Below are 23,455 nucleotides of genomic sequence, written 5' to 3' on the forward strand. Positions count from 1 at the left end.
ATGACCGATAAAGGCGATGTGGCCGTCTCGGTCGACCACGAACGAGGTCGGAAGCCCGGCGGAAAAGCTGGGTTTCATCCAAAGCTTGTTCATTTCGCCTGTGAAGTCGAACGCGATCCGATAGTTCAGGTCAGAGCATTTTTCGGTCAACCACGCCTCCAACCTGGTTCGGGCCTGAACGGCGGTTGGAGCGTCTTCATCAGCCGCGATCCCGACGACCTCAAGTCCGCTGTCGTTGTATGTCTCCTGCAGTTGCACCAGATGGAGCATCTCCGCCACACATCGTCCGCACCAAGTTGCCCAAAATTCGACGATATAGACTTTGCCGGGCTGGAAGTTCGCAAGGGGCTCGCCACGCGGCCAGTGCTCCACTTTGATCGAAGGAGCCGGTGACCCCATCTGCAATACCATGTTGCTCTCCAAAGCTATTGCCAAAGGTTGCGCGACTTTACGCGCGAGCTTGTTTTCCCCCTTAAGACGAGGTACCCGGTTCAAGGAAAGGAGAACATCGCTCGTCTGCGCGTGTGCCTGAGCCCTAACTGGGTATTGCCGAGTTTCGAAAAAGCAAGAGCCGTGCCAAGCGCGCTCGGCGCAGTAGCATGCATTGATTACGCGTCTAAAAACTTCACAGTGCCCCAAGATGGCCGGTCGTAGAACCTGACATTTTTTGCCAATGTGCGTTACGAGCAGATGGCTATCATGATCGGTTGCGTTATCGCCATCCTCGTCGTTATTGTCCTCTCCACGCCACCTGGCTTGACCCTGTTTCCGTTCCGGTCCGTCAGGCAGCGGCGGACTCGCCGCCATCGTCAGTTGATGAGGGTGGCGAAAAGGCCGGGACGAGCCCGGCATGTGCCGGGTAGCAAACTCTCCGGATTCCTGCGTTGCGTTATTTCTCTGTCCCCTGTGCTCAGGCGTGGTTGATCCGCTCCATGATGACGCAGGAAGCGGCTCCAGCAATCGCTTGCGATGCCCGCCCATCCTGGCCAGCGCAACCAAACTCGTCCGATGGCGTTCGCCCGCGCGCTCCGACGCTTGGCGGCAGTCCGGCAGAGTTTGATCGCGCGGACATGACGCGGCGCTCGAGGCGGCCAAGATGGCCATCATGGGCAGCACGATGGGCATGATCATGCGACGGAAGATATAGCCCACCTCCAGCACGGGGCGCATCGCTGGGCTCAGGCGGTTGGCGCCGCCTCCGCGTCAGGCGGTCCAGCGGGCTCTGCGGCCTGGCGATCCTGGTTGTTGCAACATTGTGTGGCGCGCCGTCGTCGAGAGGTTGTTGTGTCCCCGGCAGCACGCTGGATTATTCGGATATCCGTACCTCACTCAAGCATGTGGGTCGCAAACCGTGGCGCAGCGTATGCACGCTCGTCCGCTTGACGGCCTTGGACGCGGAGCGGCAGAGACGGGATTCACGAAACTGTCTGCATCCTTTGAGTCGACAATATCGTGCAAAACGGTGACATTGCTAGCCCGCCCTTTTGGTCCTTCGGTATGGACGGGACAATTCTAAGTCTATGAACCGACAAACTTTGAAAACACCTCTACCTTTCTTGGAAACCCAAGGTTTTCTTCAGGTATGGTGCGTAGAAACCCGACACGAGCATCGGATGATCGCGAGGCAATTTGGAGAAGCCTCCGGCCGAACCCTGGCAATTTTCCGATGAACAAAGACATACCGATACCCCAATGCACTCGAACTCCGAGGTAGCGTAGTTCCAGGTTACTTCGACACCAGAAGATATCTGCTCAATACAAACAAAGTCATAGGCTCCGAAGCGATTGGGCACAATCGCTAAATTTGGATCACAAGAATGATTCACAATGACAGCCGGCTCCTGAAAGAGAGCATGGACATTCCAGTCCAATTGAAACGAGTTCGTCGTTCGACCCTTTTCCATGCGGTCAATCAGCCCAATGACAACAATCTCCCCCGGGAGGAAATCGCGAGCAGCGAAAACGCCACGCCCCCTATCGCCACCCGTGTTGAGCACCCTTACGTTGCGGGCATTGAGTTGCTTTGCGCAGGTGACATCGTCTGTCAGAATAGATAGACTCTTGTTTATGTGTGGAGTCGACATGGCCGGTTTCTTCCTTAAAGGCTGAGTACTGCAGAGCGATGCTTTACTTTGGGAGTGATATACAAAATTTTTTTTTCGCTTTTTTGGAGTTCTCTAAATCCCAAACGGCTCCAAGGCTATTTGCGAGGTGGTGTATTTGCCGATGCTCCCGTGCTGCAGAAAGCGAGCTGCACAAAGCGAGCTGCACAGACATGACATGTAGATTTCCTTCCTTCCCTCGCCGCTGCCGGTCAGCAGTTCTACCCCCTCACACCAAAGGGTTTCAAAAATCGTGCCCATTTCACTGATCGAGCCGAGGAAGAAATTTGTGATTGCGTTTCAGCTATTTGGTCGGAGGCCAAACAGGAGATTGGATAAACAAAGCGTAAGTAGCGGACCCGACAAACCCTACACGGATGTCGAATGGCGCTGCTCGAGACTGTGCGCCATTCGGAGGCTGGAGATGTGGGGGCAACGAGTCTGAGGCGAGTTAATCGGGAGACGCTGCAGGGACGTGGGTCTATGCTCTTTCCAGCCTTCCATTGATCTGGGCGGTTCGCTGTTGGGGGTGGCCGTTGACGATCCTAGTGAGTCGTCGGGGATCAACCGCATCTATCGGCCCTATCGCGAGGAAGGGCTGACGGTTCGCAAGCGACGGTCACGACGACGCGCGGTTGGCACCCGCGCACCGATCCTGGTCGAGGCAAGGCCGAACGCCCGCTGGTCGCTGGATTTCGTCCACGACCAGTTCGCCTGCGGCCGGCGCTTCCGCGTGCTCAACATCGTCGACGACGTGACACGCGAATGCCTGGCGGCGATCCCAGACACCTCGATCTCAGGCCGGCGTGTCGCGCGCGAACTGACGGAACTGGTCGCCCGCCGCGGCAAGCCGGCACGATCGTCTCCGACCATGGCACCGAGTTCACCTCGAACGCCATCTTCGCCTGGCGAAGGATCAGAAGGTGGAATGGCATTACATCGCGCCGGGCAAGCCGATGCAGAACGGCTTCTGCGAGAGCTTCAACGGCCGGATGCGCGACGAACTCTTGAACGAAACCTTGTTCTTCGGCCTCGACCCTGCCCGGACGACGATCGCCGAATGGGCGGACGACTACAACCGATCGCGCCCACATTCGGCGCTCGGCTACATCACGCCCGCGGCTTATTCCGCCAATCTCACCGCAACGGGCGATCAGCTGCACAACCCCGACCAGCTCCGCCGATCGCCCGTTGCTCAACCCGCGCCATACCGCGTACAACCCGCCGAGGCTCTAATTGCCGCTGGATGAAATTCCGTGGCAGGTCACCACAGCTTGCCGAGGGAGGAGTTGTAGTGGGGCAGGATCTATATGCCGTACCCGCCGTAGGCGGTGAGGTGAACCGGGGCATCCCCGTTCCCGTTCGCCGGACCGACCTGCGTATAGGGGATCATCTCCCCATCGGTCGAGACTGCCTCGTGGTGCGTGACCACCAGCCGGGACGCGTCGAAATTCTCCGGGTTGCGCTTCACGATTACTGGAGCGCCGAGAGGCGGCCGGCATTGAGGTCTAATAGGAAAAGCTGCGGCGGCGTGATCGGGTCCTGATCCGAAATGAGAACCTCTCCATTGGTCTCGTGATGTTCCGCATCGAGCGACCGGAGTGAACAGTCACCTCGGTGGGCACGCTGTACAGCGCTCGGCGCGTCCATTCCTGGCGGTCGGGGGTGAACGTCTCGAAACGCGGAACGAGTTGACGAGATAGGAGATAATGAGCTTCCCGTTATTCCAGAAGAATGACTGCAGGGAGCGCCTGTCGCCTGGTTCAAAGAGGGTAGCAAAACTGCGCTCGCCGGCGATGAAGGAGGAAAGCGAGATGCCGATCAGCGCGTCCGCGGGGTGGGGCACCAACCGGGAAATCGTTTCAGAACAACCGATCAGAGCGCTGGGTCTCATGTCCGACATCGTCGATGATCTCACAATGAGAGCAACTGTAGGGCCGCCAAGGCGCCAGATGGCGCACAACCACCGGATTATATGGCGCCGATTTCCGCGGACCAGTCGAGCTGCCAACTCGAGGAATGACTCGAGTTCAAGTTGTGGGGGGCCGGCCGTTGATGCGCGAGGAAGACTTTGAACCGAAGCCCCGCAAAAATGCGCGTCACCCGCGGCCGGAAATACCTCGATCGCTGCCGTCAGCCAATCTTGCTCGTGGTTGGGAAAGTCGCGGCAAGGGAACCTTCCATGGCACCGGGATCGGGCGCGGTGCCGGCGTCTGCAGCGAGCTTGCGTCGCGTGACCGCTTCGCCGCCTTCCAGCCGCGCCTCGTCATCAAGTCCCGTGTCGTCAAGCTGGATGGAAAGGGACTTCAGTCAGCGCGCGCTCATCTGCGCTATATCCAGCGCGCTGGCATTCGATAGCAAGCCAGGGGAACTTTATGATCCGGAAGGATGGCACGACCAGCGACGGTCATCAGTTCAGCTTCATCTTTTCGGCCGAGGGACGGTGACCGATACCGGGATCTGGTCGTTTCGAGCCGAGGCCGGTCGCGACAGCCTCGTCCGCCCGGGCATGGAAATGTTCGAGCAAGTGGCGTGTGTGTCTGAGCAGCGCAGGCGCTGACGACGCGCATAGTCTGCAAAAGCTGACGCCTCACGAGCGCGCGACGAGGATCCGCCGGACGGAACCGGCTGTGAAAGGGCAGACCGCTATATTTTATATGCGGCTCGGGTAATCAGGCTTGCCTCCGTAACCGATGCACGGCTAGCCAAGTCAATACCCAGTCGGCGGTGGTATTAAAGCGGATGTCATAGGATTCGCCCGCAGGTAATTCCCTGCAAAGGGTTTGTGTTAGGTGCAGCCGCAAGCATCCGTTCGCAGGGGCGTCCGTAGTTCAGCACAGTCGAATCCAAAAAGCGCCGCACCACCGGGTAGAGTCCTTTGAAAAGTGTCTCCTTTGCCGAAAAGAGCAGCGTTGCCAGCCGATCCGGAGGGAGCGCCGTCTGTCGTGCAATCAAGGCACGTTCACGCTGGTTAGCCGTCATGCTCAGGATCGATTCCAGCGGGTGGCCGCTGGCTATTGCCTCGATGTCGACACCGGCTTGCCAGCCTGGATCGCCTTTGGCGAAACAGGCGCAATGCCCCCGCGCATGGGTGATTGAACCAACTGAGCCTTTTGGCCAGACTGGGGCGCGGTCGGGACCGATGGGAATCTCAGTAGTAAGTTGGCCCAGCGCCTGCCACGCCGCGTCATCGCGCGACCGGTCAGAAATTCGGCACGGCGTAACGGTAGTGCCGTGCACAAGCTGGGGGGAAGGCCAAGGCGAGCTTATGAAACAGATCTTCCGTGTAGCACTCGAAATCGAACCGGCCATGCACAAGAACCGCATCGACATATCCCGTGTCGTGCAAGGTCACGTCTTAAGAAATCCAAGCGAACGGGCAGAAAGAGCAATAAGGTGCCTGACGGCTGAGGCGCGCATCCTGGAGGCCGCGCTCACCGACACAGGGCCCAGCCTAGACCCCATAGCCGTAGACAAACGCAAGGTTCTCCTTCGGCTCGGGAAAGCTCAGTTTTCGCGGTGGCGACCGCATGTTTGGGGAGCGTGATCATGGATGATTTCTCTTCAGTCTGTGCCGCAGCGCGTTTGGGGATAGCCCGAGCATGGGTCGTGCCAACTAGGACCTTTCAGAACAGTGCGATCATTCCGATGGCACTGTATCATCCGACATCGTCGAAGATCCGACACCGAGTCCTACCGTGACCGCCTGTCGGTTCCCTGTGCGAACTCGGTGTGCGCCGCGGAAAACTCAACTCACCGCGGACTGGTCGAGTTGCATCCGAGGAATGACTCGATTTCAAGGTGTGGGCCGACCGTTGATGTGCGACGACGACTTTGAACCGAAGCCCCTGAAACATGCGCGCCACCCGCAGCCGCAGATACTTGGATCGGGCGCTGCCGTCAGTCAATCTTGCTCGTAAGAGGGCGGTGAGAAAGTCGCGGTACAAGCAACCTTCCATGCATCTGGATTTGGCCCGGCGCCGGCATGTCCGAGTGCGTGCGACCGCCGTTGCGGTCGTGTCGTTCTCGTTGATATACGGCGCTAACCTTGAGAAGTCATTGAAGGGTTGAAACCGCATTGAGGCGGCGATGCTGATCATCTATATCTTCGCGGGTCAATAGTATTTGCTCCAAACGCCAAAACTATGGCGTTTTAAACTCTGTTCATAGGCACGCATGAGTTGAACCTGACCGATAGCGCCGGCCGTTTGTTTCTCCTCAACTCGCAGAGATCTGTCCAGATGGTTGAAGTGACTTGAGCCGACCGCGACAGCACCAGACGTGACGATGATCACCTGCTGCCCGCGTGCGAAAAATGTAAGCGCTGTTCTCAGGCCAGGGCCTTGAGCTCGAGCTTGTCGATGTAGGCCCAGGGCAGGAGATCGTCGATCTGGCTGTTTAGGATGGCCGTTGACGATCCTGGTGAGGACATCGGCGACATAGCCGAGCGGCTCAACGCTGTTGAGCTTGCAGGTTTATGCCGACCGCCAAACTATGCCGAGTGAGCAAGTTTTTACCAACACTTTCCTCAACGTAGCGGTAGCTCAATCGGCATCGCGTAGGCTCTCTCCGTCGCAATTGACGCGAAGGAGAGGACACATGAATGCAAGTGACTACCTGCAACGCAGCACACTGTTTCGGAAGCTGATCCACGGGCCGTATGGCGAGTTTGCACGCGTTTATGCGGGCAGATTGTCGGATGAAGGCTTCGGTCAGCAATGCACATGGCGATCGCTAAGCCTATTTCGTGAGCTGAGAGACTGGCATCTCGGCAACGGGCACGATCTCCAGGATTTAAACGAAGATCATGTCGAGCGGTTTCTTGGGCACCGTTCCAAACACTGGAGCATCGATTCGGGCGACCGCGCTGCGCTCCGGCGCTTGCTTGCCGCGTTACGGCAAGAAGGCTTGATACCAGCCGCCCTTCCGATTGAGCGCACGGAGCACGAGCGGATTGTTGATGTGTTCGCGGCTTACCTCACGAGTGAGAGAGGGCTCGCCGTCTCGACGGTGGAAAGTCACAAGCTGCTCTCACACCGATTTCTGCAGGAGGTCTGTCCGGCTGGCGCAGATGGGTTTGCAGCGCTCACCCCGGAGATCGTCATCGGCTATGTCGAGCGACATGCTCTCGATGGCTCCGCCGACAGCGGCAAAGCGATGTGCGGGGTGGTGCGCACCTTCCTGCGCTATTTGCATCTGAAGGGCTTCACTTCGGTAGCCTTGGCCGATTGTGTGCCGTCGATCCGTCGCTGGCGGCTTGCTGGCCTGCCAACCTTCCTGCCACCACAGAAGGTTCAGTTGGTTCTCGATGCCTGCGATCGGACCACGGCAATGGGGCTTCGCGACTATGCGGTTCTGACGGCGCTGGCCAAGCTGGGCTTGCGCGCCAGCGAGGTTGCGGCACTCAGTCTTGACGATATCGATTGGCAGTCGGGCAGTGTCCTCGTCCATGGCAAGGGACGGCGGCAAGCGATGATGCCACTACGCCACGACGTCGGTGCAGCTGTCGTCGCCTACATCCGGCATGGGCGACCCGCTTCAGCGTGTCGCCGATTATTTCTGCGAATGCTTGCTCCGCACGTCGGCTTTGCCTCCGGCTGCGCCATCACGATGATCGCGAAGGAGGCCCACGAGCGGGCAGGTATTCACGGCTATGCGCACCACGGCGCGCACCTCTTCCGCCACAGCCTTGCGACCGACCTGCTGCGGTCGGGGGCCAGCTTTGCTGAGATCGGCCAGTTGCTTCGTCACCGGAGCATCGACAGCACGAGGATCTATGCCAAGCTCGACATCGAGAAGCTGCGCGAACTGAGCCTGCCGTGGCCGGGAGGTGCCCAATGAGCCGTCTTGGAACAGCGCTCAAGCGCTATGTGGGCATGCGCCAGGGGTTGGGATACAAGTACCACGGGCCCGCTCGACGGTTGTCGGATTTCGTCACCTTCATGGAGGCTCGCGGCGCCGAGACCATCACCACGGCGCTGGCAATGAAGTGGGTGACGTTGATCGGCCGACAACCGAGTTGGTCCATCCGCCTGACCGATGTGCGCTGCTTCGCTCAGCACCATTTCGACCCCATGACGGAAGTGCCACCTCAAGACGCTGTGCCGCCGGCGCGGCGGGCAAAGCCCTACATCTATACCGATGCTGAGATCACGGCGCTTCTGGCGGCGGCACTGGCGCTGCCGCCGGCCAACGCCCTCCGTCCCTGGACATATCATTGCCTGTTCGGATTGATAGCGGTCGCCGGGCTACGCCATTCCGAAGCGCTGGACCTGCGCCGAGACGACGTCGATCTCGACCAAGGTGTCCTCACCATTCGGGAGACGAAGTTCGGCAAGTCGCGGCTGGTCCCGCTCCATGCCACGACGGTCGCCGTGCTGTCGGACTATGCCGCGCGACGCGACGCGCATCTCGTCGCGCCTCGTAGCCCCTATTTCTTTGTCGCCGAGCAGGGCGGCAGATTGTTGCACCAATACGTGCACCGGGTGTTCTGGCAGCTGTCGCGACAGATCGGTCTGCGGCAGCGGGGACAGCGCAATGGTCCGCGGATTCACGATCTTCGTCACCGTTTCGCCGTCCAGGTCCTGACCAACTGGTATCGTGCGGGCGAAGATGTCGAGCGGGAACTGCCGGTCCTCTCGACCTTTCTCGGCCACGCCAATGTTCGCGACACCTACTGGTATCTATCCGCCGCGCCGGAGCTAATGACCCATGCTGCGCCACTGCTGGATGAGCGGTGGGAGGTTCGCTCATGAGCGCCTCGAAGGATCTGGCCGTGCTGATCGAGCGGTGGTTCACCGATCGGCTCATGCGACATCGAGGCGTAAGCTCCAACACCATCGCCTCCTATCGCGACACCTTCCGGCTCCTGTTTGCATTCGCGCAGACACGCCTTGGCAGGTCTCCGACGCAGTTGACACTGCGGGATTTGGACGCGCCTTTCATCGGCGCATTTCTGGAGGACCTCGAGACACTGCGGTCCGCCTCAGTGAGGACCCGGAACCTCCGCCTCACAGCCATTCGGTCTTTCTTCAGATATGCGTCGTTCGAGGAGCCGGCCCATAGCGCTCAGATTCAACGCGTGCTCGCGATCCCGAGCAAGCGATGCGACAAGCGACAACTTCAGTTTCTCACCAGGCCCGAGATTGAAGCGATCCTGGCCTGTCCGGATCGCAGCACGTGGCTGGGACGGCGTGATCACACTCTGCTGTTGCTGGCCGCGCAAACAGGCCTGCGGGTCTCGGAGGTCATCGATCTCAACCGGGACTCGGTCATGCTGGGGCACGGTGCCCACGTGCGATGCGTTGGCAAGGGCCGCAAGGAGCGAAGTACGCCGCTCACCAAGGTTGCACAGCAAGCCCTTCGGGGCTGGCTCAACGAGCCCAGGAAACGGGGCGCAACGGCTCTCTTTCCGAACATGCACGGCGGCAGGCTGAGCGCCGAGCGCTTCTATAACCCTCGGCGAAGGCACTCGACGCTGGGCTATCTAAGCCCCGTCGAGTTCGAGGAACAAGCTATGCTAGCTTAACCTCGTGTCCGAAAAACCGGCAGCAGGCCAGATGTCACTCTCTTAAAGCTGCAGGCGGAAGGAACCACCAAGCTTCACGTTCGCTTCAAGGGCGGCAAAATCCAGACGCTCACCACCATGAACCCAAAAGCTTCCGCTCAGCAGATCAAGACAAAACCCGGTATCGTTGAACTGGTCGATAAGCTTCTCGATGATTACATTTATCCCGAGATCGCCGGGATTCTAAACGAGCAGGGACATCGCCCGGGTGGAACGGCACGTCGCGGCTGCCATAACGCCCGTTTTACACCTCTCAAAGTCGCCTATCTCATCCACGAATATAAGCTGCGATCACGATATGATCGTCTGCGACAGCGGGGAATGCTGACGAGACAGGAGGCGGCAGTGCATCTCAGCATCAGCGAACAAACCGCCGGCAGATGGGCCAAATATGGCATCATCACCAGACATGCCTACAACGGGCACTACAGCCTATACGAAATCTGCGATGGAGACCTGCCGCAAAAGCAATGCAGCCGATGGAATCGACTCGAAGATCGAGCTACCCAGCCAAGAACATCAACTGGCGAGGAAAGAGGTGTAGTATGAATGCCGATCGTTGGCATAGAGGCAGACGCCAGTGCCGTCCCAGAAGATCAGCTTGATCCGGCCCGTCCGCTTGGCGCGGAAGACGTAAACCGCCCCACTGAACGGATCGGCCCCCATCGTCTCGCGCACCAGCGCCGCCAGCCCCTCCGCACCCTTGCGGAAGTCGACTGGCTTTGTCGCCACCATTACCTTGACCGCACCCGTCGGCCCGATCACGTCGTTGCCTTAAGCGCGCGGATTACCGCAGCCACCGTCTTGGTATCGGCGCCACGGCCAACGCGCATGGCGACACCGTCGATCTCAAGCTCGATCAGGCCGGCGTCGCGGACCGTCTTCTGCTTCCGTGGTCGTGCCGGGCGCTGCGCCACCGGTTCCGGCAAGGACGCTGCAACCACCGCAGGAACGAACAGAGATTCTGATGCCGTCGCCTCTGCCGAGGGCTGACGCGCAGCTCGGCGCCAGGCAAACAGTTGCTGCGGGGAAAGCGCATATCGGCGAGCTACAGCACAAACCGTCTCACCAGCGTCGTAGCTCTCCGCAACGATCCGCGCCTTCTCCTCTGGAGGCCACTCGCGTCGCCGGCCGGAGCCCGTGAACACCTCGAACCGGCGCACCGGCTCCAAATCGTTCGACTTAAGCGTAAGCTCTGAAATCGTCATATGTCGAAGCCCTCAAAGGCTCCGAACATCGTCCTTCACGCCGATCCCCGAAAGGTGCCGTCGGAACATCGCTTACCGAAAAATCGGACGACATCCTCTATTAGTGTTTCAAGGCAAGAACCGCGTATTTCTCCGGTTTCTGGATCGCCGATCAGTGCTGAGCCAATCTTCACTATCAACCGGCGAGCCGATACCAATCGGATCGAGCTTGTTGGTGCTGCCGCTGAGTGTTGCTGCACTGGAAGTGAAGACACGTCTCTCCAATCTCACCTGTCCTGAGCGTCACGGCCTTCGAGGGTATAAGGGCGCAAGAGACGCCCTTGATTTCAGATCGGCTGTCAGCAAGCCGCGTCGCCTTGGTATCAGAAACGGTAGGTGACACCTGCGCCTATCAACCAGGGATCGAGCTCCGCCTTCCCTGTCCGCTTCGAGCCGTCGACCGTGACGTCGAAGTCTGGCTTGAGGAAAAGCTTCTTCACATCGAAGTTGACGCCCCAATGCTGATCCACCATGTAGTCGAATCCGACCTGCAGCGCGGTGCCGAACGTGTTCTTAACCTTGAGAGCATCGGCGCTGCCGGCATCCTGGTTATAGAATATCGTGTAGTTCACGCCGGCGCCGACATAGGGCTTGAAAGCGCCGAGATCGGTAAAATGATACTGCAATGTGAGCGTAGGCGGCAGCAGCCAAACCTTGCCGATCTTGCCAAGCCCGCCGATCGTTCCTTGGCCGTCGATGTTGGCGTAGGTGGTGCCGAGTATGAGCTCCGTGGCGATGTTGTCCGTGAAGAAATAGGAGATATCGAGTTCCGGCGTCACCGTGTTTGAATAAGAAAGATCGGAGCCGGGCACTGCATTGACGTAGCCCGAATCCTCAGTGACGACCCCCAACGCACGCAGGCGGATCTGCCAAGGGCTTGGCGCTTCCGTGACCGAGACTCCTGCCTGCAGGACGCTCGCCGCTTGCGCAAGGTCCGCCGCGACGGCCTGCTGTCCCATCCCGATGAGGACAACGGCCGCTGTTACTCCCCGCGCCGCGCGCATTTGGTTTCTCGCCATGATACTCTCTCCTTGCTCTTCAGAAATGTGGACTGAACTACGAAAAGTCTTGTTCGAATTGCGTGATTGGCGGAGCGCTCATGCGCAGTTTGCGTGGGACCGCGCACCCATTATTTGCGCCGTGCTCGCAATCATCGACCTGTACTCACTTAGAAGTAAGCGGGATAACCAAAGGCCTGCAGCTTGCGGCCGTCTTACGCGCGTGACCCGGGTGGGACGCGGTCGTCCCGCTTCGTGGTGGCGAGCAGGATCGGCGGATAGGCGGCAAGGGTGGTCCCGGCGCCATAGTAGTGCGGATTTCCGGCATCTTGCCAGAATTGTAGAAGTACTGACCGCGGCGCGTAATCACGGGAACCTTGTCAGGACGGTCGAAGATCGCTGTCAGGGCCTCGTGGTCGCGATCGAACTGTGTTCCACCGAAGTGCCTCAGGGTCCTGGCAGACTGGCTGGCGGCCCAGGCAAGTGTCTGTTCTCCTTCTACATCTTCGAGCCAAAGATGGGGATCATCGTACGGAGCATTCAGCGTTGGGCGGAAATCGAATACGGTCATGTCCGGATAACGTGAAGAATGATGTCGACTGGAAAACAGCCGCAACGTCCTGTCGGCTCGGAAAGGCCAGTTTTCGCGGCTGCGACCGCATGTTCGGCGAGCTTGATCATAGCATGATTTCTCCTCAGTCCTTGCCGCAGCGCGTTTGGGGATAGCCTTGCACGTGTCGTGCCAAACGTGAAAATCATTTCACAACAACGACATGGCTCTGATTGCGGTGTGTCTCATGTCCGACTTTGTCGAAGACCCGACAACGAGTGCAGCTGTGACCGCCTGATAGAACCTCCTGTGCGACCTCGGTGGGCACGGCGGAATAGCAATGAAGCTCACCGCGAAACTGGCCGAGCTTCGGATCGACATCGGCGACGGGGCGATCGACGACCACTACGTCGCTGGTGTCGTGCGCGGCACAACCTGATGACTCCGCGGCGGCGATCATCGAATAACTGCGTTTACGACGGCTCCATCCTGGCCGACCGGTGGGCGCGCAAAAGACTGCTGTGCGGCCTCATCCCTCCGCCTGGATTGAGTCGCAGGGACGGAATGGGTCGTGCTTTTGGAACCGGCAGAGTGGTCAGAACGCAATTCTCCTTCCCGCAATCTTTGCAGAGATTCGACAATCCAGCTGGTGAAGGTCCCAGATCGCGCAATCATAGATGCGCTCAGGTCTGGGCATGCGCCCATCCGCAACCATGTCATCAAGAGCATCGATCCGACACCAACACAGGCTTCCTCATGAGAGAGGCGTCGCGGCGGACATGAGATTGCGTCACTCTTCATGATCGCCGCCTCCGAGGATGTCGGGATCGAGCCAGAGCAACGGCACGATAGGGCGAAGGATTTGGCAGCTCTTGCAACTGCCGACCTCGAGGGAGACGGCATATCGCGATCTGTCCGGCAGAGACACCAGTTTATGCACTGTGCGTTCATGATGCTGGTCTCCATGAGAACTATTCTGGTGCAGAAGGTGCCCGATTAGCTATTCGGAAAAAGGCGACATCCGAAGTGCAAATCGGGCGCCGCCCTGAAGCGTCCCCCTCAATGTCGGATTTCGGACAGGATCGTAAATCCGCCAACTCATTGTTTAATAAAGTTTCCTTCTCTGGCATGGCCCATGCATGGGACTCTGCGAACCCATCAGCGAGACGTCGTCCATGATCATGCGCACCAAAAATGCCGTCGCCGTAGTGAACACCGCCCTCTCGCCTGCCATCAAGCCGCCGAAAGGCCGGGGCGTCATCGTCGGCCGGCGATTGCGCCGGCTTCAAACACCCTAATCGGCCTGCAAAGCGTCTCGTGTGACGGCGACGCGGGCATCCAGACGAACGGAAAGACATACTTCGTTGCCCCACGTCGCCGGCCTGACCCCTCGATTTCACCGCGCTGGAATGCTCCGGTCTACATTCGACGACGCGAACGCGCTGGACAAATTCTCGCAAACCCCGGTCGGGACCGGTGCTCCGAACGCCCGCGGGGGGCCCAATGACTGTGGCCGATATTCGCCCCGAACAAGCCGCCTAGTGGGAAGACTCTATAGGAGGAAGCAGTGGAATTGTCTTGCGTTGGGATCGGTGCTGGCCCGTCCAATTTGAGCCTTGCGTGTCAGCTACACGAGCAAGTTGGGAAAGGGGCGGTGTTCCTGGATCGGCAGGTCGACTTCCGCTGGCATCCAGGCAGTGCATTCGATTCCTCGCAGCTCCAGGTCAGCCACTTCAAGGACCTGGTCACTCTAGTGAATCCGCGATCAGCCTACACGTTCGTAAACTTCCTGCACGAGAACGGGCGTCTGTATCATTTCCTGAACGCACAGTTCGAAGCCGTGCTCAGAGTGGAGTTCGAACAATACCTGAGCTGGGTCTTCCACAGGAACCCACTTGTGCGTGGCGGCGAGACAGTGCGCGAAATCCGCTTTGACGGCGAGTTTCGGGTGCGGACGGATAAGGCGGTTCTCGCCGCCAGAGACGTCGTGGTCGGCATTGGCAAGCAGGCGCAAATTCCGCCTCAGTTCCAGGGCTGGACTGGACGCAACCTGTTCCACACATCTGTTTTACTGCACATCCACCCTGAGGTGCGGAGAAAGCATGTCTGCGTGGTCGGCGGAGGACAATCGGGAGCCGAGGTGATGTTGCATCTTATCGGCCTGCCGAAAGAACGGCGGCCTGCCTCGATCACTTGGGTCTCGCAGCGCGAAAACTATCTGCCTCTGGACAACAGCCCGTTCACAAACGAGTTGTTCATGCCCTGCTTTTCGGATCGTTTCGCGGCGATGAGCGAGTCGCAGCGTAAGCTGCTGCTGCGGCGTTTCGTGCTTGCCTCAGACGGAATTTCGGAAAGCACGTTGCGCGCGATCTATCAGGCGCTCTACCGCCACGCATTTTTCGAGCCAACCCGATCCGACATCACACTGCGGCCGGGCTGCACCGTCTCGCATTGCATCAACGCCGGCGCGGGTCACAGGCTGACCCTGCAGCACGGCATGGTCGAGCTCGAAGAAGTCGCGGCTGACATCGTCATCCTGGCCACCGGTTACGAGAACGCGATCCCAGACTTCTTGGAACCCATCGCGCACCGGCTGGAGCATATCGACAATGAATTAGCTATTCGCGAGGACTTTTCGGTGAGCTGGGACGGACCGCGTGACAGACGCATCTTCGTACAAAACGCGAGCCTCGGGCAGCGCGGCCTGGCCGATCCGAACCTAAGCCTGCTGGCCTGGCGCGCGCGCCGCATCCTCGATAGCCTTCTTGGGCGCGCGCCATGCGCGAACCCCGAGCATCCTGGCTTCATCAGCCATACCTCGATCGAGAACTGGCCCGCCCCCGTAGCCGAAGAAATGGGCAGCGGGATATGACTCGTAAACTTCTGGTCATCGGCGGTGGCATCCTGGGAATGATGTCCGCCTCCGCTGCGAAGGCCGGAGGCTTGTCCGAAATCATCGAGACCGAACAAGTTCTTGGACCAAGCGGCGCATCGCATTATTCTGGGGGCGTTCATTTCCCCTACGGTTGTCAAGACCGTACCAGGTCGCTCACTCGAAAGAGCGCCGTGGTCTTGCCGGCCATGGCTGGGTCGGCGGTCAGCGGATGGTGCCGGCCTTTAGCGATGCGCGTCGCGGCTGGACCGGGTGAAGCGGTTGATCCGGCCCAGTTTACCGAAGCCCTGGACCCGGCCGAGCATGACATAGGCAGTCTCGCGCCGAGCTTCACCGGACAAAATCCGTCGGAGCGGAACGCACTTAGCATCGCCGTCCCACATGCGTGGGCGTCTCCGTGGACCGCAACTAGCCAGCGCCCGACTGCCCTAATTGGGATGTCCGACCAACCAGTCTTTCCAAAAGGAGGCCTTTCGCATGTTGACTGATACACAACGAGACAAGTGGCAGAAAGACGGATACGTCAGGCTTGAAAGCTTCTTTGCGCCAGCGGCTCAGGAAGATATCTCCAATTTTGTCGAAGATGTGTCATGCTGGGATGTTAGCGATGATAAATGGCTTATGTGGTTCGAGAAGACGACAGACAATCGAAAGATCATATCCAAGATCGAGAATTTTCTCGACTTCCATGATCCATTGCGTCGTTTGCTCTTAGAGGATCAGCGCATAAAGTCAGCAGTCGATGATTTGCTTGGCGAAGATTCGCGCAGGCTCAAGGAATTGCTGATTTTCCACTACCCCGACAGCGGCGGCTATCTCCCGCATCAGGACATTTATCACATTCCACACAAACTCCCCGACCGGATGGTCCATGCGGTGGTTGCCGTAGGCATCGACGACTCCGACCCGGAAAACGGCGGGCTTTTCTTCAGCCCCGGCAACCACAAGAAGGGGGTGTTCCCCATGGATGCCGGTGGGGTGATCGATCCTCAAGTCGCCGAAACGTTCTCCTGGGAACCCGTAGTATGGAAGGCTGGCGACATCTTCATCTTCGACGATTACGCGCCGCACTACTCACGACCGAACAAAAGCAACCGTTCTCGGCGGACACTCTACTTGGTGTTCCAGCGTGCCTCAACCGGTGGGCCGACCCGCGCTGAATATAACGTGCTTAAGCGCGCCCTTAACCCGCCCGAGGGCAAAGTGGCCGATCTCGACAATCTCAAGCCCCCAAATGGCATCTTCTATCGCGATTGAGCTCACGCAGCCAGGCGGAGGCATGCACACGAAACTGATCGACCGCTCAAAAAATGCGCGGACGGTATGGCGGTCTGATTTGCGGGCTCGTGGAGCATCGGACGCTTTGGCACGTGGATTGTGGAGGGGTCACAGGCGGCCTTCTGTGTGCCTACAGCCCGACCTAGCGCCCCCCTTGGTCGCCCGCCTGCCGGCCCAGAGCTGCACTATCCTGGCCGGGCCGCCAACGGGGCGGGCTGCCGTTTCTCTCCATGAAGTGCACTTGAGGCTGTTCGTCGGCAGCCGAAGGTCCGTCCCACTCTTCAACAGCTTAGGTTCGTTGTCATGCGCAAATACACGTTTTCTCGAACGGAGCTGTCGCGAGCGTTCGGAATCGACACAGCCACGCTTGGAACGGGCAGTGCTCGCACGGGGTTTTCGTTCGGAAAGGTTGGACCCGGGGTCACATCCGAGCCCCATCGGCACGACGAAATCGAGGCCTTCGTAGTCCTGTCTGGTGCGGGCAAGGTCACCACCGACCTTGGGGAAATCTCGGTCGGGGCCGGCGACGTCGTTCTGTTCCATCCTTTTGAAGCGCATGTGCTGCGCAATGACGGGAACAAAGACCTGGATTTCGTCGATGTCTACTGGCGGGACGGCGAGGCCGCCCTTGATGCCGCTGCAAAGACCACGGCTCCACGCGGGCCGACCTTCGTCTTCTCCGCGCCGCCAACGCCAAATGGCGATCTGCATCTGGGGCATCTTTCTGGCCCCTATTTCGGCGCTGACGTCTATACCCGTTTCCTGCGCATGAAAGGAGTCGAGGCGTATCACCTGACCGGAAGCGACGATTACCAGAGCTACGTCGCGACACGCGCCGCTACCGATCAATGGACGCCTGCAAACGTGGCGCGCTACTATTCCGACGAGATTCGCGCCACGCTCGCACTTCTCGATTGTGACGTCCACAGCTTCCAAGCCACAATGGGCGATGACGGTTACCGCGAATTTCAAGCCGCGTGTTTCCGAACTCTTCTGAGCAGCACGGCGGTAGATCTGCGCCAGAGCCCCGCGCTTTTCGATGCTGTGACAGGCCACTATCTTTATGAGCCGGATGTTAGAGGCCTCTGCCCCGATTGCGGCGGCTCCGCCGCTGGCAACATCTGCGAGGAATGCGGCGCCCCAAACCTTTGCCACGACTTGGGTGCAGCGCGGTCACGGCAGTCTGCCGAAGCGCCGCTGGTCGGCTCCCTCCGCCGTCCGGAACTTGCCCTGGACCGCTGCTACGACAATATCGACCGGCATCTAAGGGCATCAGGCGTCCCGCTACGCATCTTGGATCTCTTCGCGCGCCTACGCCAACGCGGCGGATTTTCAGTACCCATTACCCACCCCTCGGACTGGGGCCTGCCGGCCGAAGGGTTCCCGGGGCAAGTGATCTGGGTCTGGCCGGAGATGGCCTTCGGTTTTCTTTACAACATCCAGGCGCTCGGCCGCTCGCTGGGTCGCGACTGGAATGCGGAGATGCCCGACAGCGATTGGCAGATTGTCCATTTCTTCGGCTTCGACAATTCGTTCTACCACGCGCTACTCTACCCCGCTCTTTACGCCGAGGTCTTCTCCCACTGGACGCCGCGCATCCACTATCACGTAAACGAGTTCTACCTGCTCGACGGCAAGAAGTTCTCAACCAGCTGCCGCCACGCGGTCTGGGGCAAGGACGTTCTGAGCCCAAAGACAGTCGACGTCGTGCGCCTCCATTTGGGCCTGACACGCCCGGAAGGGGAGCGGACGGATTTCACGCTGGACGGGCTGCGCCGCACCGAGAAGGAGGTCTTCCAAGGGATTTGGCTGAACTGGCTTGATGCGTTGGACCAGGAAATCAAGCAGGATTTTGCCGGCCGTGTACCCGATGCAGGCGACTGGAGCCCAGTCGACCGCGCCTTTTTTGCTCGGATAGAGATCTATCGCGCGGCGATGGAGCGGGCATATTCGGACGAAGGCTTCTCGGTCCGGCGCGCGGCCGCTCAGGCCTGCGATTTCGTGCGCGATTGCGTGATCTACCGTCGGGCGCGAGACTATGCGGCTGCGCGATGTTTCTACCCCGCCCGCAATCGAACTTCGCTAGCCCTTCAGACGACGGCCGCTGCGATCATGGCACCGACAGTCGCTCCGTTAATGCCCCGGTTCGCCAGAACGCTGGCGCGAGGCATCGATGGCGTCTCAACCGAAACATGGCCCCGGTCCGTCCAGCGCCTTGCACCCGGGACGCGCTTTGATCTCAGACCCGTGTTGGTGTTCTACGCCAAGTCCGGCAATCCTCATCTCGATGAGGAGGAAGCACTATGAGCCCGAAGGTGCACCAGTGAGCTGTCCCAATCTCGACCAGATTTGCGCGGCAACCAAAGCCGACCATGCCAAATATGCTGTCACTGGGGCGACCGAAGCCGCTATCAAACGGTAGAGACCAGATTAGCGGCCCTGAACCAGCGCGTCGTCGACAACCCTGGCCCGCGCCTTCGAGGACCGCTCGGCCGATCGCTTCCCAGCCCTTGCTGTTCGTGCCGCAATGCCGTGTGGGTCGACTGCGCTGACAACCTCTGCGGCATCGGCATTCCGTCCTCCAGCCGGTCAAGGCTGTCATGCGATTCGACCCGCTTGGTCAACCTGGCGCCCTGGAACGTGCGCCGATCACCAATGTGAATGCGAATGCCTGCGTGATGCTATCTTCTATTCTGTCCGAGACCGTACCGACGCGGCATTCAGCCGAAGAACAACTGAGCTACTGACAATCGGAATGTAGCAGGTTCAAATTCGGGTCCGAAACAGGATATTGCTCACAACCAGCGTTCAGCATCCGGCATGGTGCACAAGCTTCCAATCAGACCCGCGCAACGCACAGCCCTTCGCCTGAAGTATTCGGCGAGGGCTGCCAAATCGCAAGCGTATCCTCCTTAACATTCACGAGGTCTTCGCCGAAAATGCAGACGCTTGTCGCGGGAGAGATAGATGCCTAAATTATTAGGGTGCTCCTCAGGATTGCGTGTTTGCTCCGGTATGACGGCCCTAATCAAGGAGCGATTCTAAAATTTACATGTTTGGGGATCGCTCGCTAGGTACTCGGCCTGTGACCCTGCAAGCCGATGCTTCAGATGCCGCCCATGCAGAGATATTTCATTTCGAGGTAGTCCTCGAGGCCATGGCGGGAACCCTCCCGCCCGATTCCGGACTGTTTTATCCCACCGAACGGCGCCGCTTCCGAAGACATCCGGCCGGTATTTACCCCCACCATTCCATATTCCAAGGCCTCGGCGACACGCCAGACACGCTTCAGGTTGGACGCATAAAAATAGGCCGCGAGGCCGTAGATCGTTTCATTGGCATCACGCACGACCTGATCGGCATCTTTGAAGTGAATAATCGGTGCGAGCGGCCCGAATGTCTCTTCGCGCGCGACGGTCATCTCGCTGGTGACACCGGTCAGGACCGTTGGTTGGAAAAACGTGCCATTCGTGCCGATGCGTTTGCCCCCGCATCGAATCGCGCCGCCTTTAGCTACGGCATCGGCAATATGGGATTCAATCTTGGCCAAAGCCTTCTTGTCGATGAGGGGTCCTATGTCCACTCCGAGCGCGAAACCGTCACCAACTTGAAGTTGGCGAGCCCGTTCAACGAATTTCTCGACGAACTCGTCATGAACGCCCGACTGGAGGTAAAGTCGGTTCGCTGAGACGCAGGTCTGGCCGGCATTGCGGTACTTCGCCTGGATGGCACCATCCACCGCGGCATCGATATCGGCGTCATCGAAGACGATGAAAGGTGCATTGCCGCCGAGCTCTAGGCTGACTTTTTTGATCTGGTCCGAGCACTGGCGCATGAGTAAGCGCCCGATCTCAGTAGACCCGGTGAAGCTGATCTTGCGGACCTTGGGATTTGTGCAAAGTTCGCGGCCGACCGCGTCACCTTCGGATGCGTAGATCAGGTTGGCGACGCCTTCGGGAAAGCCTGCCTGATGGGCGAGGGCGAACATTGCTCCAGCCACCAGCGGCGTCTGTTCAGCGGGCTTGAGGACGATCGTGCAGCCCGCCGCCAAGGCTGGCGAGATTTTGCGCGCCACCATCGACACCGGGAAATTCCATGGTGTTATCGTGCCCACGACCCCGATGGGCTGCTTGATCACCAGCATTCGGCGGTCGGCCGATGGTGCGGAGATCGTCTCGCCATAGACGCGATTTGCCTCCTCGGCGTACCATTGCAGATACGCCGCAGCATGCGATATCTCCGACTTGGCTTCCGCAAGCGGCTTGCCCATCTCCGCGGTGAGAATTGCAGCGAGATCGTCGGCGTGGTCGATGATCAACTGATGCCATCGCCATAGAACGTCGCTGCGCTCACGTGCGGTAAACCCTGCCCATCCAGGCTGCGCGACATAGGCCTTGTCGATCGCAGCGCATGTCTCCTCGACACCCATATCGGGTAGTTCTGCCAGCACTTCGCCGGTCGACGGGTTGAGAACCTCAAATGTCCGCTCGCCCATCCGCGTGCCAAGTGCCGGCAGGCGATCGATGGGTCCAAACAGGTCAGGGGATCGCAGGTGACGGATCATCGGCAGGCACAGGGGCAATATCCGATTCCTCCTCAACGCGGCAGGTGTCCATAGCAGGTGTGGTGTGTATTCCGGACGTAAAGGTTCCTTATAGGGCCTCGGCCATACAGCTAGCAGACCACGGTACCCAAGTGGGAGGGAGAATACGCTACAAGACGCCTAGCGGTTCTACTAGTCGGGCTCGACCGGTCGGTTGCGCGGTGGCAGGTCCGGCCCGCGCGCAACCTTGCCATAGGTCTTCGCGGCCAGCGCCTTCACCGTCTCAGGCTCTGCGTCGCCGGCCACCACCAGCACGGCGTTGTTCGGTCGGCGGTATTCGTTGCACATCGTGAACCGATCGGTGCCGTTCAGCTTCTCCATCTCCTGCGTCCAGCCGTTCACCGGAATGCGGTAGGGCTGATTCGGCCGCAACGTCGCGTTGACCTCCTCGTCCACCAGACCTGAGGGTCCGTCTCTCTGCGCCAACGGCGCTCCTCCAGGATCACGTTTCGTCGGTCTCGATATCATCGTCGTTGAGAATGAGGTTGAACATGCGATCGGCCTCGAAGCCCATCATCTCGCCCAAAGCGATTTATAGGCAATGAGGGCGGTATTGTAGCCGCTGACTGAGACGGCTCCGTCGAACTCGCTGTCGGGGCGGTTGGGCGTCGCCCTGAAGATCAGACGCTCGAGGGAAGGGGCAAGTTCCGTTTTGCCCGGTGGCTCGTCGGCGCTGCGGACCTTGTGCCAGATCATGTGAGTGACGATTTGCGCGGGGTCATGTCGACCGTTCCATGCCATCATCGAGCAGGAAATCTTGCCGCCGTCGGTGGCGGCCAGAGCCGGAGCGGTCGTCGCTAGGCCAGGGCGGTGGCAGTGAACGGCTTGCGCAGCCAGGGGGTGATCGATGGCTCCGGTTGGAAAGGCAAGTTTCGAGGCAGTGATTTGTTCCTCATTTTCATGAACGGGCTGCGTCTTCGATCCCGTGGGAGGATCGCGGGCAGGCCGAGCCAGATGAATCATGCGGCCAGGGCTCACTCGAGCCTCATCTTGGGATGAGCCCAGGAGACCGGCGGCGGTGTTCTTGGGGGGATGGTCATTGGAGGGATTTTCCTTGATCCGCGACGCCTTGCGGACGACCACGCATGCACCGTGCCAGATCAGAAAACATTCGAGGCATGTGGACAAGTCAGTCTGACATGTTGTGCATCCGACATTGTGGGCCATCGAACAGGGCTGAAGGCGACGCGAGCACGGCTGAGAATATCTTCTTCATTGGAAGACGATTGGGCGCGCTGCTGGGGAAGGGGGACGGGATGCGCTTCGAAGGCCGCTGCACCGACGGTCAGAATTGAAATGTTGTCGCTCCAGCGGACCGATGTCCTCGACAGTCAGACCGGGCGGTGCTGAAGGGTAGAGGCGTGAGCAGCGTAGCTAAGTGGGCGCGGACCCAGCTCGCGCGCGAAGACGGACCTGAAAAAAAACGGCGGGTGGCGACATTCGCGAGGCGCTGGAAAACGAGGTCGTAGGACTGGGCGGGAAAAACGATGCCGTTGCTGTCTTCTGGCGTGATGGCCTGCCGCGAGGCGGTTGAACCGTGATGAGTTGCTGCGGAAAGGGGAGTGTTTTCGCGGGACCTTGGTCAACGTAAGAAACAAACGTCGAGCTCGCCTTGGATGGGGGCATGCAGCACATTTGCCGCTGCAGGACAGCAGCACGGAAGCTGTCCGCGCTTGCCGTCGTCCATGGGAACCAAACAGCAGAATTTAGCGGTCGCGATTGATTTCATGTGCATAAAATACCGCCTGGTGCGCTCGGCTGCAAATGCACCCTGGCGAGTGGTCGCTTAGGTCAAGAGCATCGCGTGAGTAACAGCCTTACCTTGCTCAACCTGATGCCCGCTAACCGCCTCGCCGGATTGTGGAACTGCTCGGGGGTGGCTTCTACCACAAACAGCAAGGTCATGAAATCAAGCAGGAAGTCGTCAATCGCTTGGGCGATTGTTTCTGACTTGCCCTTGAACTGGTCCAGCAAAACGCGCGCGCTATCGATCGCTTCCACGCTGGTCGCATCGATCAACCCCTCGACCCTCTTGAAACAGTCCAACTCGAAACTCCTTAAAGCGCTTCCAAGCCGTTATGCACGAAGGCAGCTCCGTGAACTACCCGGCCTTTTACCTGACGGCACGAGCAGCAGTCGGCCTTACGTCTCGTGCCAAAGCACGAGCTATAGACCTGGGCGCTGAGGAGCGTTGGAAGATCGGCGCTTCCGGCCTCT

Annotated in this window: 19 protein-coding genes and 4 pseudogenes; 10 read left to right on the plus strand and 13 right to left on the minus strand. The window is 59.3% G+C overall.

Translation table 11 applies throughout. From position 1 onward, the window contains the following. The 3 genes and pseudogenes from NKH54_RS26260 to NKH54_RS26265 form a co-directional block, all read right to left on the minus strand. Nucleotides 1-411 (minus strand): TlpA disulfide reductase family protein (locus tag NKH54_RS26260; RefSeq protein WP_353029286.1); only part of this gene is annotated, 411 nt, incomplete at its 3' end. Between the two features lie 629 nt (nt 412-1,040). Further along, a pseudogene (locus tag NKH54_RS32550) lies at nt 1,041-1,170 on the minus strand (IS91 family transposase); the annotation flags it as partial. Nucleotides 1,171-1,547: 377 nt separating this feature from the next. Further along, entirely contained in the window at nt 1,548-2,084 is a 537-nt protein-coding gene (locus tag NKH54_RS26265) for an SET domain-containing protein-lysine N-methyltransferase (protein WP_353029287.1), read from the minus strand. Between the two features lie 586 nt (nt 2,085-2,670). Between NKH54_RS26265 and NKH54_RS26270 the strand changes: the two are divergent. Both NKH54_RS26270 and NKH54_RS26275 read left to right on the plus strand, forming a co-directional pair. Further along, nucleotides 2,671-3,352, plus strand: a pseudogene (locus NKH54_RS26270) (IS3 family transposase); the annotation flags it as partial. Between the two features lie 805 nt (nt 3,353-4,157). Further along, nucleotides 4,158-4,460 carry a hypothetical protein gene (locus tag NKH54_RS26275; RefSeq protein WP_353029288.1) on the plus strand — a complete coding sequence of 101 codons (303 nt, stop codon included), beginning with the start codon at nt 4,158-4,160 and terminating at the stop codon, nt 4,458-4,460. Between the two features lie 387 nt (nt 4,461-4,847). On the opposite strand, the gene NKH54_RS26280 is transcribed toward NKH54_RS26275, so the two are convergent. Both NKH54_RS26280 and NKH54_RS26285 read right to left on the minus strand, forming a co-directional pair. After that, complete coding sequence (locus NKH54_RS26280) at nt 4,848-5,435, minus strand: 4'-phosphopantetheinyl transferase family protein (RefSeq protein WP_353029289.1); 588 nt, start codon at nt 5,433-5,435, stop codon at nt 4,848-4,850. Between the two features lie 997 nt (nt 5,436-6,432). After that, nucleotides 6,433-6,577 (minus strand): annotated as a pseudogene (locus tag NKH54_RS26285) (transposase domain-containing protein); the annotation flags it as partial. Between the two features lie 124 nt (nt 6,578-6,701). Between NKH54_RS26285 and NKH54_RS26290 the strand changes: the two are divergent. The 4 genes from NKH54_RS26290 to NKH54_RS26305 all read left to right on the plus strand — a co-directional run bounded on the left by NKH54_RS26290 (nt 6,702) and on the right by NKH54_RS26305 (nt 10,218). After that, nucleotides 6,702-7,943 carry a site-specific integrase gene (locus NKH54_RS26290; RefSeq protein ID WP_353029290.1) on the plus strand — a complete coding sequence of 414 codons (1,242 nt, stop codon included), beginning with the start codon at nt 6,702-6,704 and terminating at the stop codon, nt 7,941-7,943. Next, nucleotides 7,940-8,857 (plus strand): tyrosine-type recombinase/integrase, encoded by a 918-nt coding sequence (locus NKH54_RS26295; RefSeq protein WP_353029291.1) that lies wholly within the window; start codon nt 7,940-7,942, stop codon nt 8,855-8,857. The genes NKH54_RS26290 and NKH54_RS26295 overlap by 4 nt, the downstream gene beginning before the upstream one ends. Further along, entirely contained in the window at nt 8,854-9,630 is a 777-nt protein-coding gene (locus NKH54_RS26300; protein ID WP_353029292.1) for a tyrosine-type recombinase/integrase, read from the plus strand. Before NKH54_RS26295 ends, NKH54_RS26300 begins: the two co-directional genes overlap by 4 nt. Before the next feature lie 117 nt (nt 9,631-9,747). After that, on the plus strand, nt 9,748-10,218 hold the full coding sequence (locus NKH54_RS26305; RefSeq protein ID WP_353029293.1) for a hypothetical protein: 471 nt from the start codon (nt 9,748-9,750) through the stop codon (nt 10,216-10,218). 18 nt (nt 10,219-10,236) lie between these two features. Here NKH54_RS26305 and tnpB read toward each other — a convergent pair. From tnpB to NKH54_RS26320, 3 genes and pseudogenes are all read right to left on the minus strand, one after another. Next, nucleotides 10,237-10,404 (minus strand): annotated as a pseudogene (gene tnpB / locus NKH54_RS26310) (IS66 family insertion sequence element accessory protein TnpB); the annotation flags it as partial. A 26-nt stretch (nt 10,405-10,430) separates the two neighbouring features. Then, on the minus strand, nt 10,431-10,877 hold the full coding sequence (gene tnpA / locus NKH54_RS26315) for an IS66-like element accessory protein TnpA (RefSeq protein WP_353029295.1): 447 nt from the start codon (nt 10,875-10,877) through the stop codon (nt 10,431-10,433). 362 nt (nt 10,878-11,239) lie between these two features. Next, complete coding sequence (locus NKH54_RS26320; RefSeq protein ID WP_353029296.1) at nt 11,240-11,920, minus strand: OmpW/AlkL family protein; 681 nt, start codon at nt 11,918-11,920, stop codon at nt 11,240-11,242. A 1,719-nt stretch (nt 11,921-13,639) separates the two neighbouring features. Between NKH54_RS26320 and NKH54_RS26325 the strand changes: the two genes are divergently transcribed. Both NKH54_RS26325 and NKH54_RS26330 read left to right on the plus strand, forming a co-directional pair. Further along, complete coding sequence (locus NKH54_RS26325; RefSeq protein WP_352498940.1) at nt 13,640-13,762, plus strand: hypothetical protein; 123 nt, start codon at nt 13,640-13,642, stop codon at nt 13,760-13,762. 269 nt (nt 13,763-14,031) lie between these two features. Continuing rightward, nucleotides 14,032-15,336, plus strand: a complete 1,305-nt coding sequence (locus tag NKH54_RS26330; protein ID WP_352498941.1) for a lysine N(6)-hydroxylase/L-ornithine N(5)-oxygenase family protein — start codon at nt 14,032-14,034, stop codon at nt 15,334-15,336. Between the two features lie 245 nt (nt 15,337-15,581). Here the strand turns inward: NKH54_RS26330 and NKH54_RS26335 are convergent, their stop codons facing one another. Next, nucleotides 15,582-15,740 (minus strand): hypothetical protein, encoded by a 159-nt coding sequence (locus tag NKH54_RS26335; RefSeq protein WP_353029297.1) that lies wholly within the window; start codon nt 15,738-15,740, stop codon nt 15,582-15,584. 94 nt (nt 15,741-15,834) lie between these two features. Between NKH54_RS26335 and NKH54_RS26340 the strand changes: the two genes are divergently transcribed. Continuing rightward, nucleotides 15,835-16,614: a phytanoyl-CoA dioxygenase family protein gene (locus NKH54_RS26340; RefSeq protein ID WP_353029298.1), complete on the plus strand. Its 780-nt coding sequence runs from the start codon at nt 15,835-15,837 to the stop codon at nt 16,612-16,614. Between the two features lie 324 nt (nt 16,615-16,938). After that, nucleotides 16,939-18,942 (plus strand): class I tRNA ligase family protein, encoded by a 2,004-nt coding sequence (locus NKH54_RS26345; RefSeq protein ID WP_353029299.1) that lies wholly within the window; start codon nt 16,939-16,941, stop codon nt 18,940-18,942. Between the two features lie 799 nt (nt 18,943-19,741). On the opposite strand, the gene NKH54_RS26350 is transcribed toward NKH54_RS26345, so the two are convergent. From NKH54_RS26350 to NKH54_RS26365, 4 genes are all read right to left on the minus strand, one after another. Continuing rightward, nucleotides 19,742-21,199 carry an NAD-dependent succinate-semialdehyde dehydrogenase gene (locus tag NKH54_RS26350; protein WP_023709474.1) on the minus strand — a complete coding sequence of 486 codons (1,458 nt, stop codon included), beginning with the start codon at nt 21,197-21,199 and terminating at the stop codon, nt 19,742-19,744. Nucleotides 21,200-21,370: 171 nt separating this feature from the next. Beyond that, nucleotides 21,371-21,664, minus strand: a complete 294-nt coding sequence (locus tag NKH54_RS26355; protein WP_245264066.1) for an insulinase family protein — start codon at nt 21,662-21,664, stop codon at nt 21,371-21,373. A gap of 87 nt (nt 21,665-21,751) precedes the next feature. After that, nucleotides 21,752-22,321, minus strand: a complete 570-nt coding sequence (locus NKH54_RS26360; RefSeq protein ID WP_023820151.1) for a hypothetical protein — start codon at nt 22,319-22,321, stop codon at nt 21,752-21,754. 708 nt (nt 22,322-23,029) lie between these two features. Continuing rightward, nucleotides 23,030-23,284: a hypothetical protein gene (locus tag NKH54_RS26365; protein WP_353029300.1), complete on the minus strand. Its 255-nt coding sequence runs from the start codon at nt 23,282-23,284 to the stop codon at nt 23,030-23,032. Between the last annotated feature and the right edge of the window lie 171 nt (nt 23,285-23,455).

The organism is Mesorhizobium sp. M1004 (assembly GCF_040318795.1).
GTDB lineage: Bacteria > Pseudomonadota > Alphaproteobacteria > Rhizobiales > Rhizobiaceae > Mesorhizobium.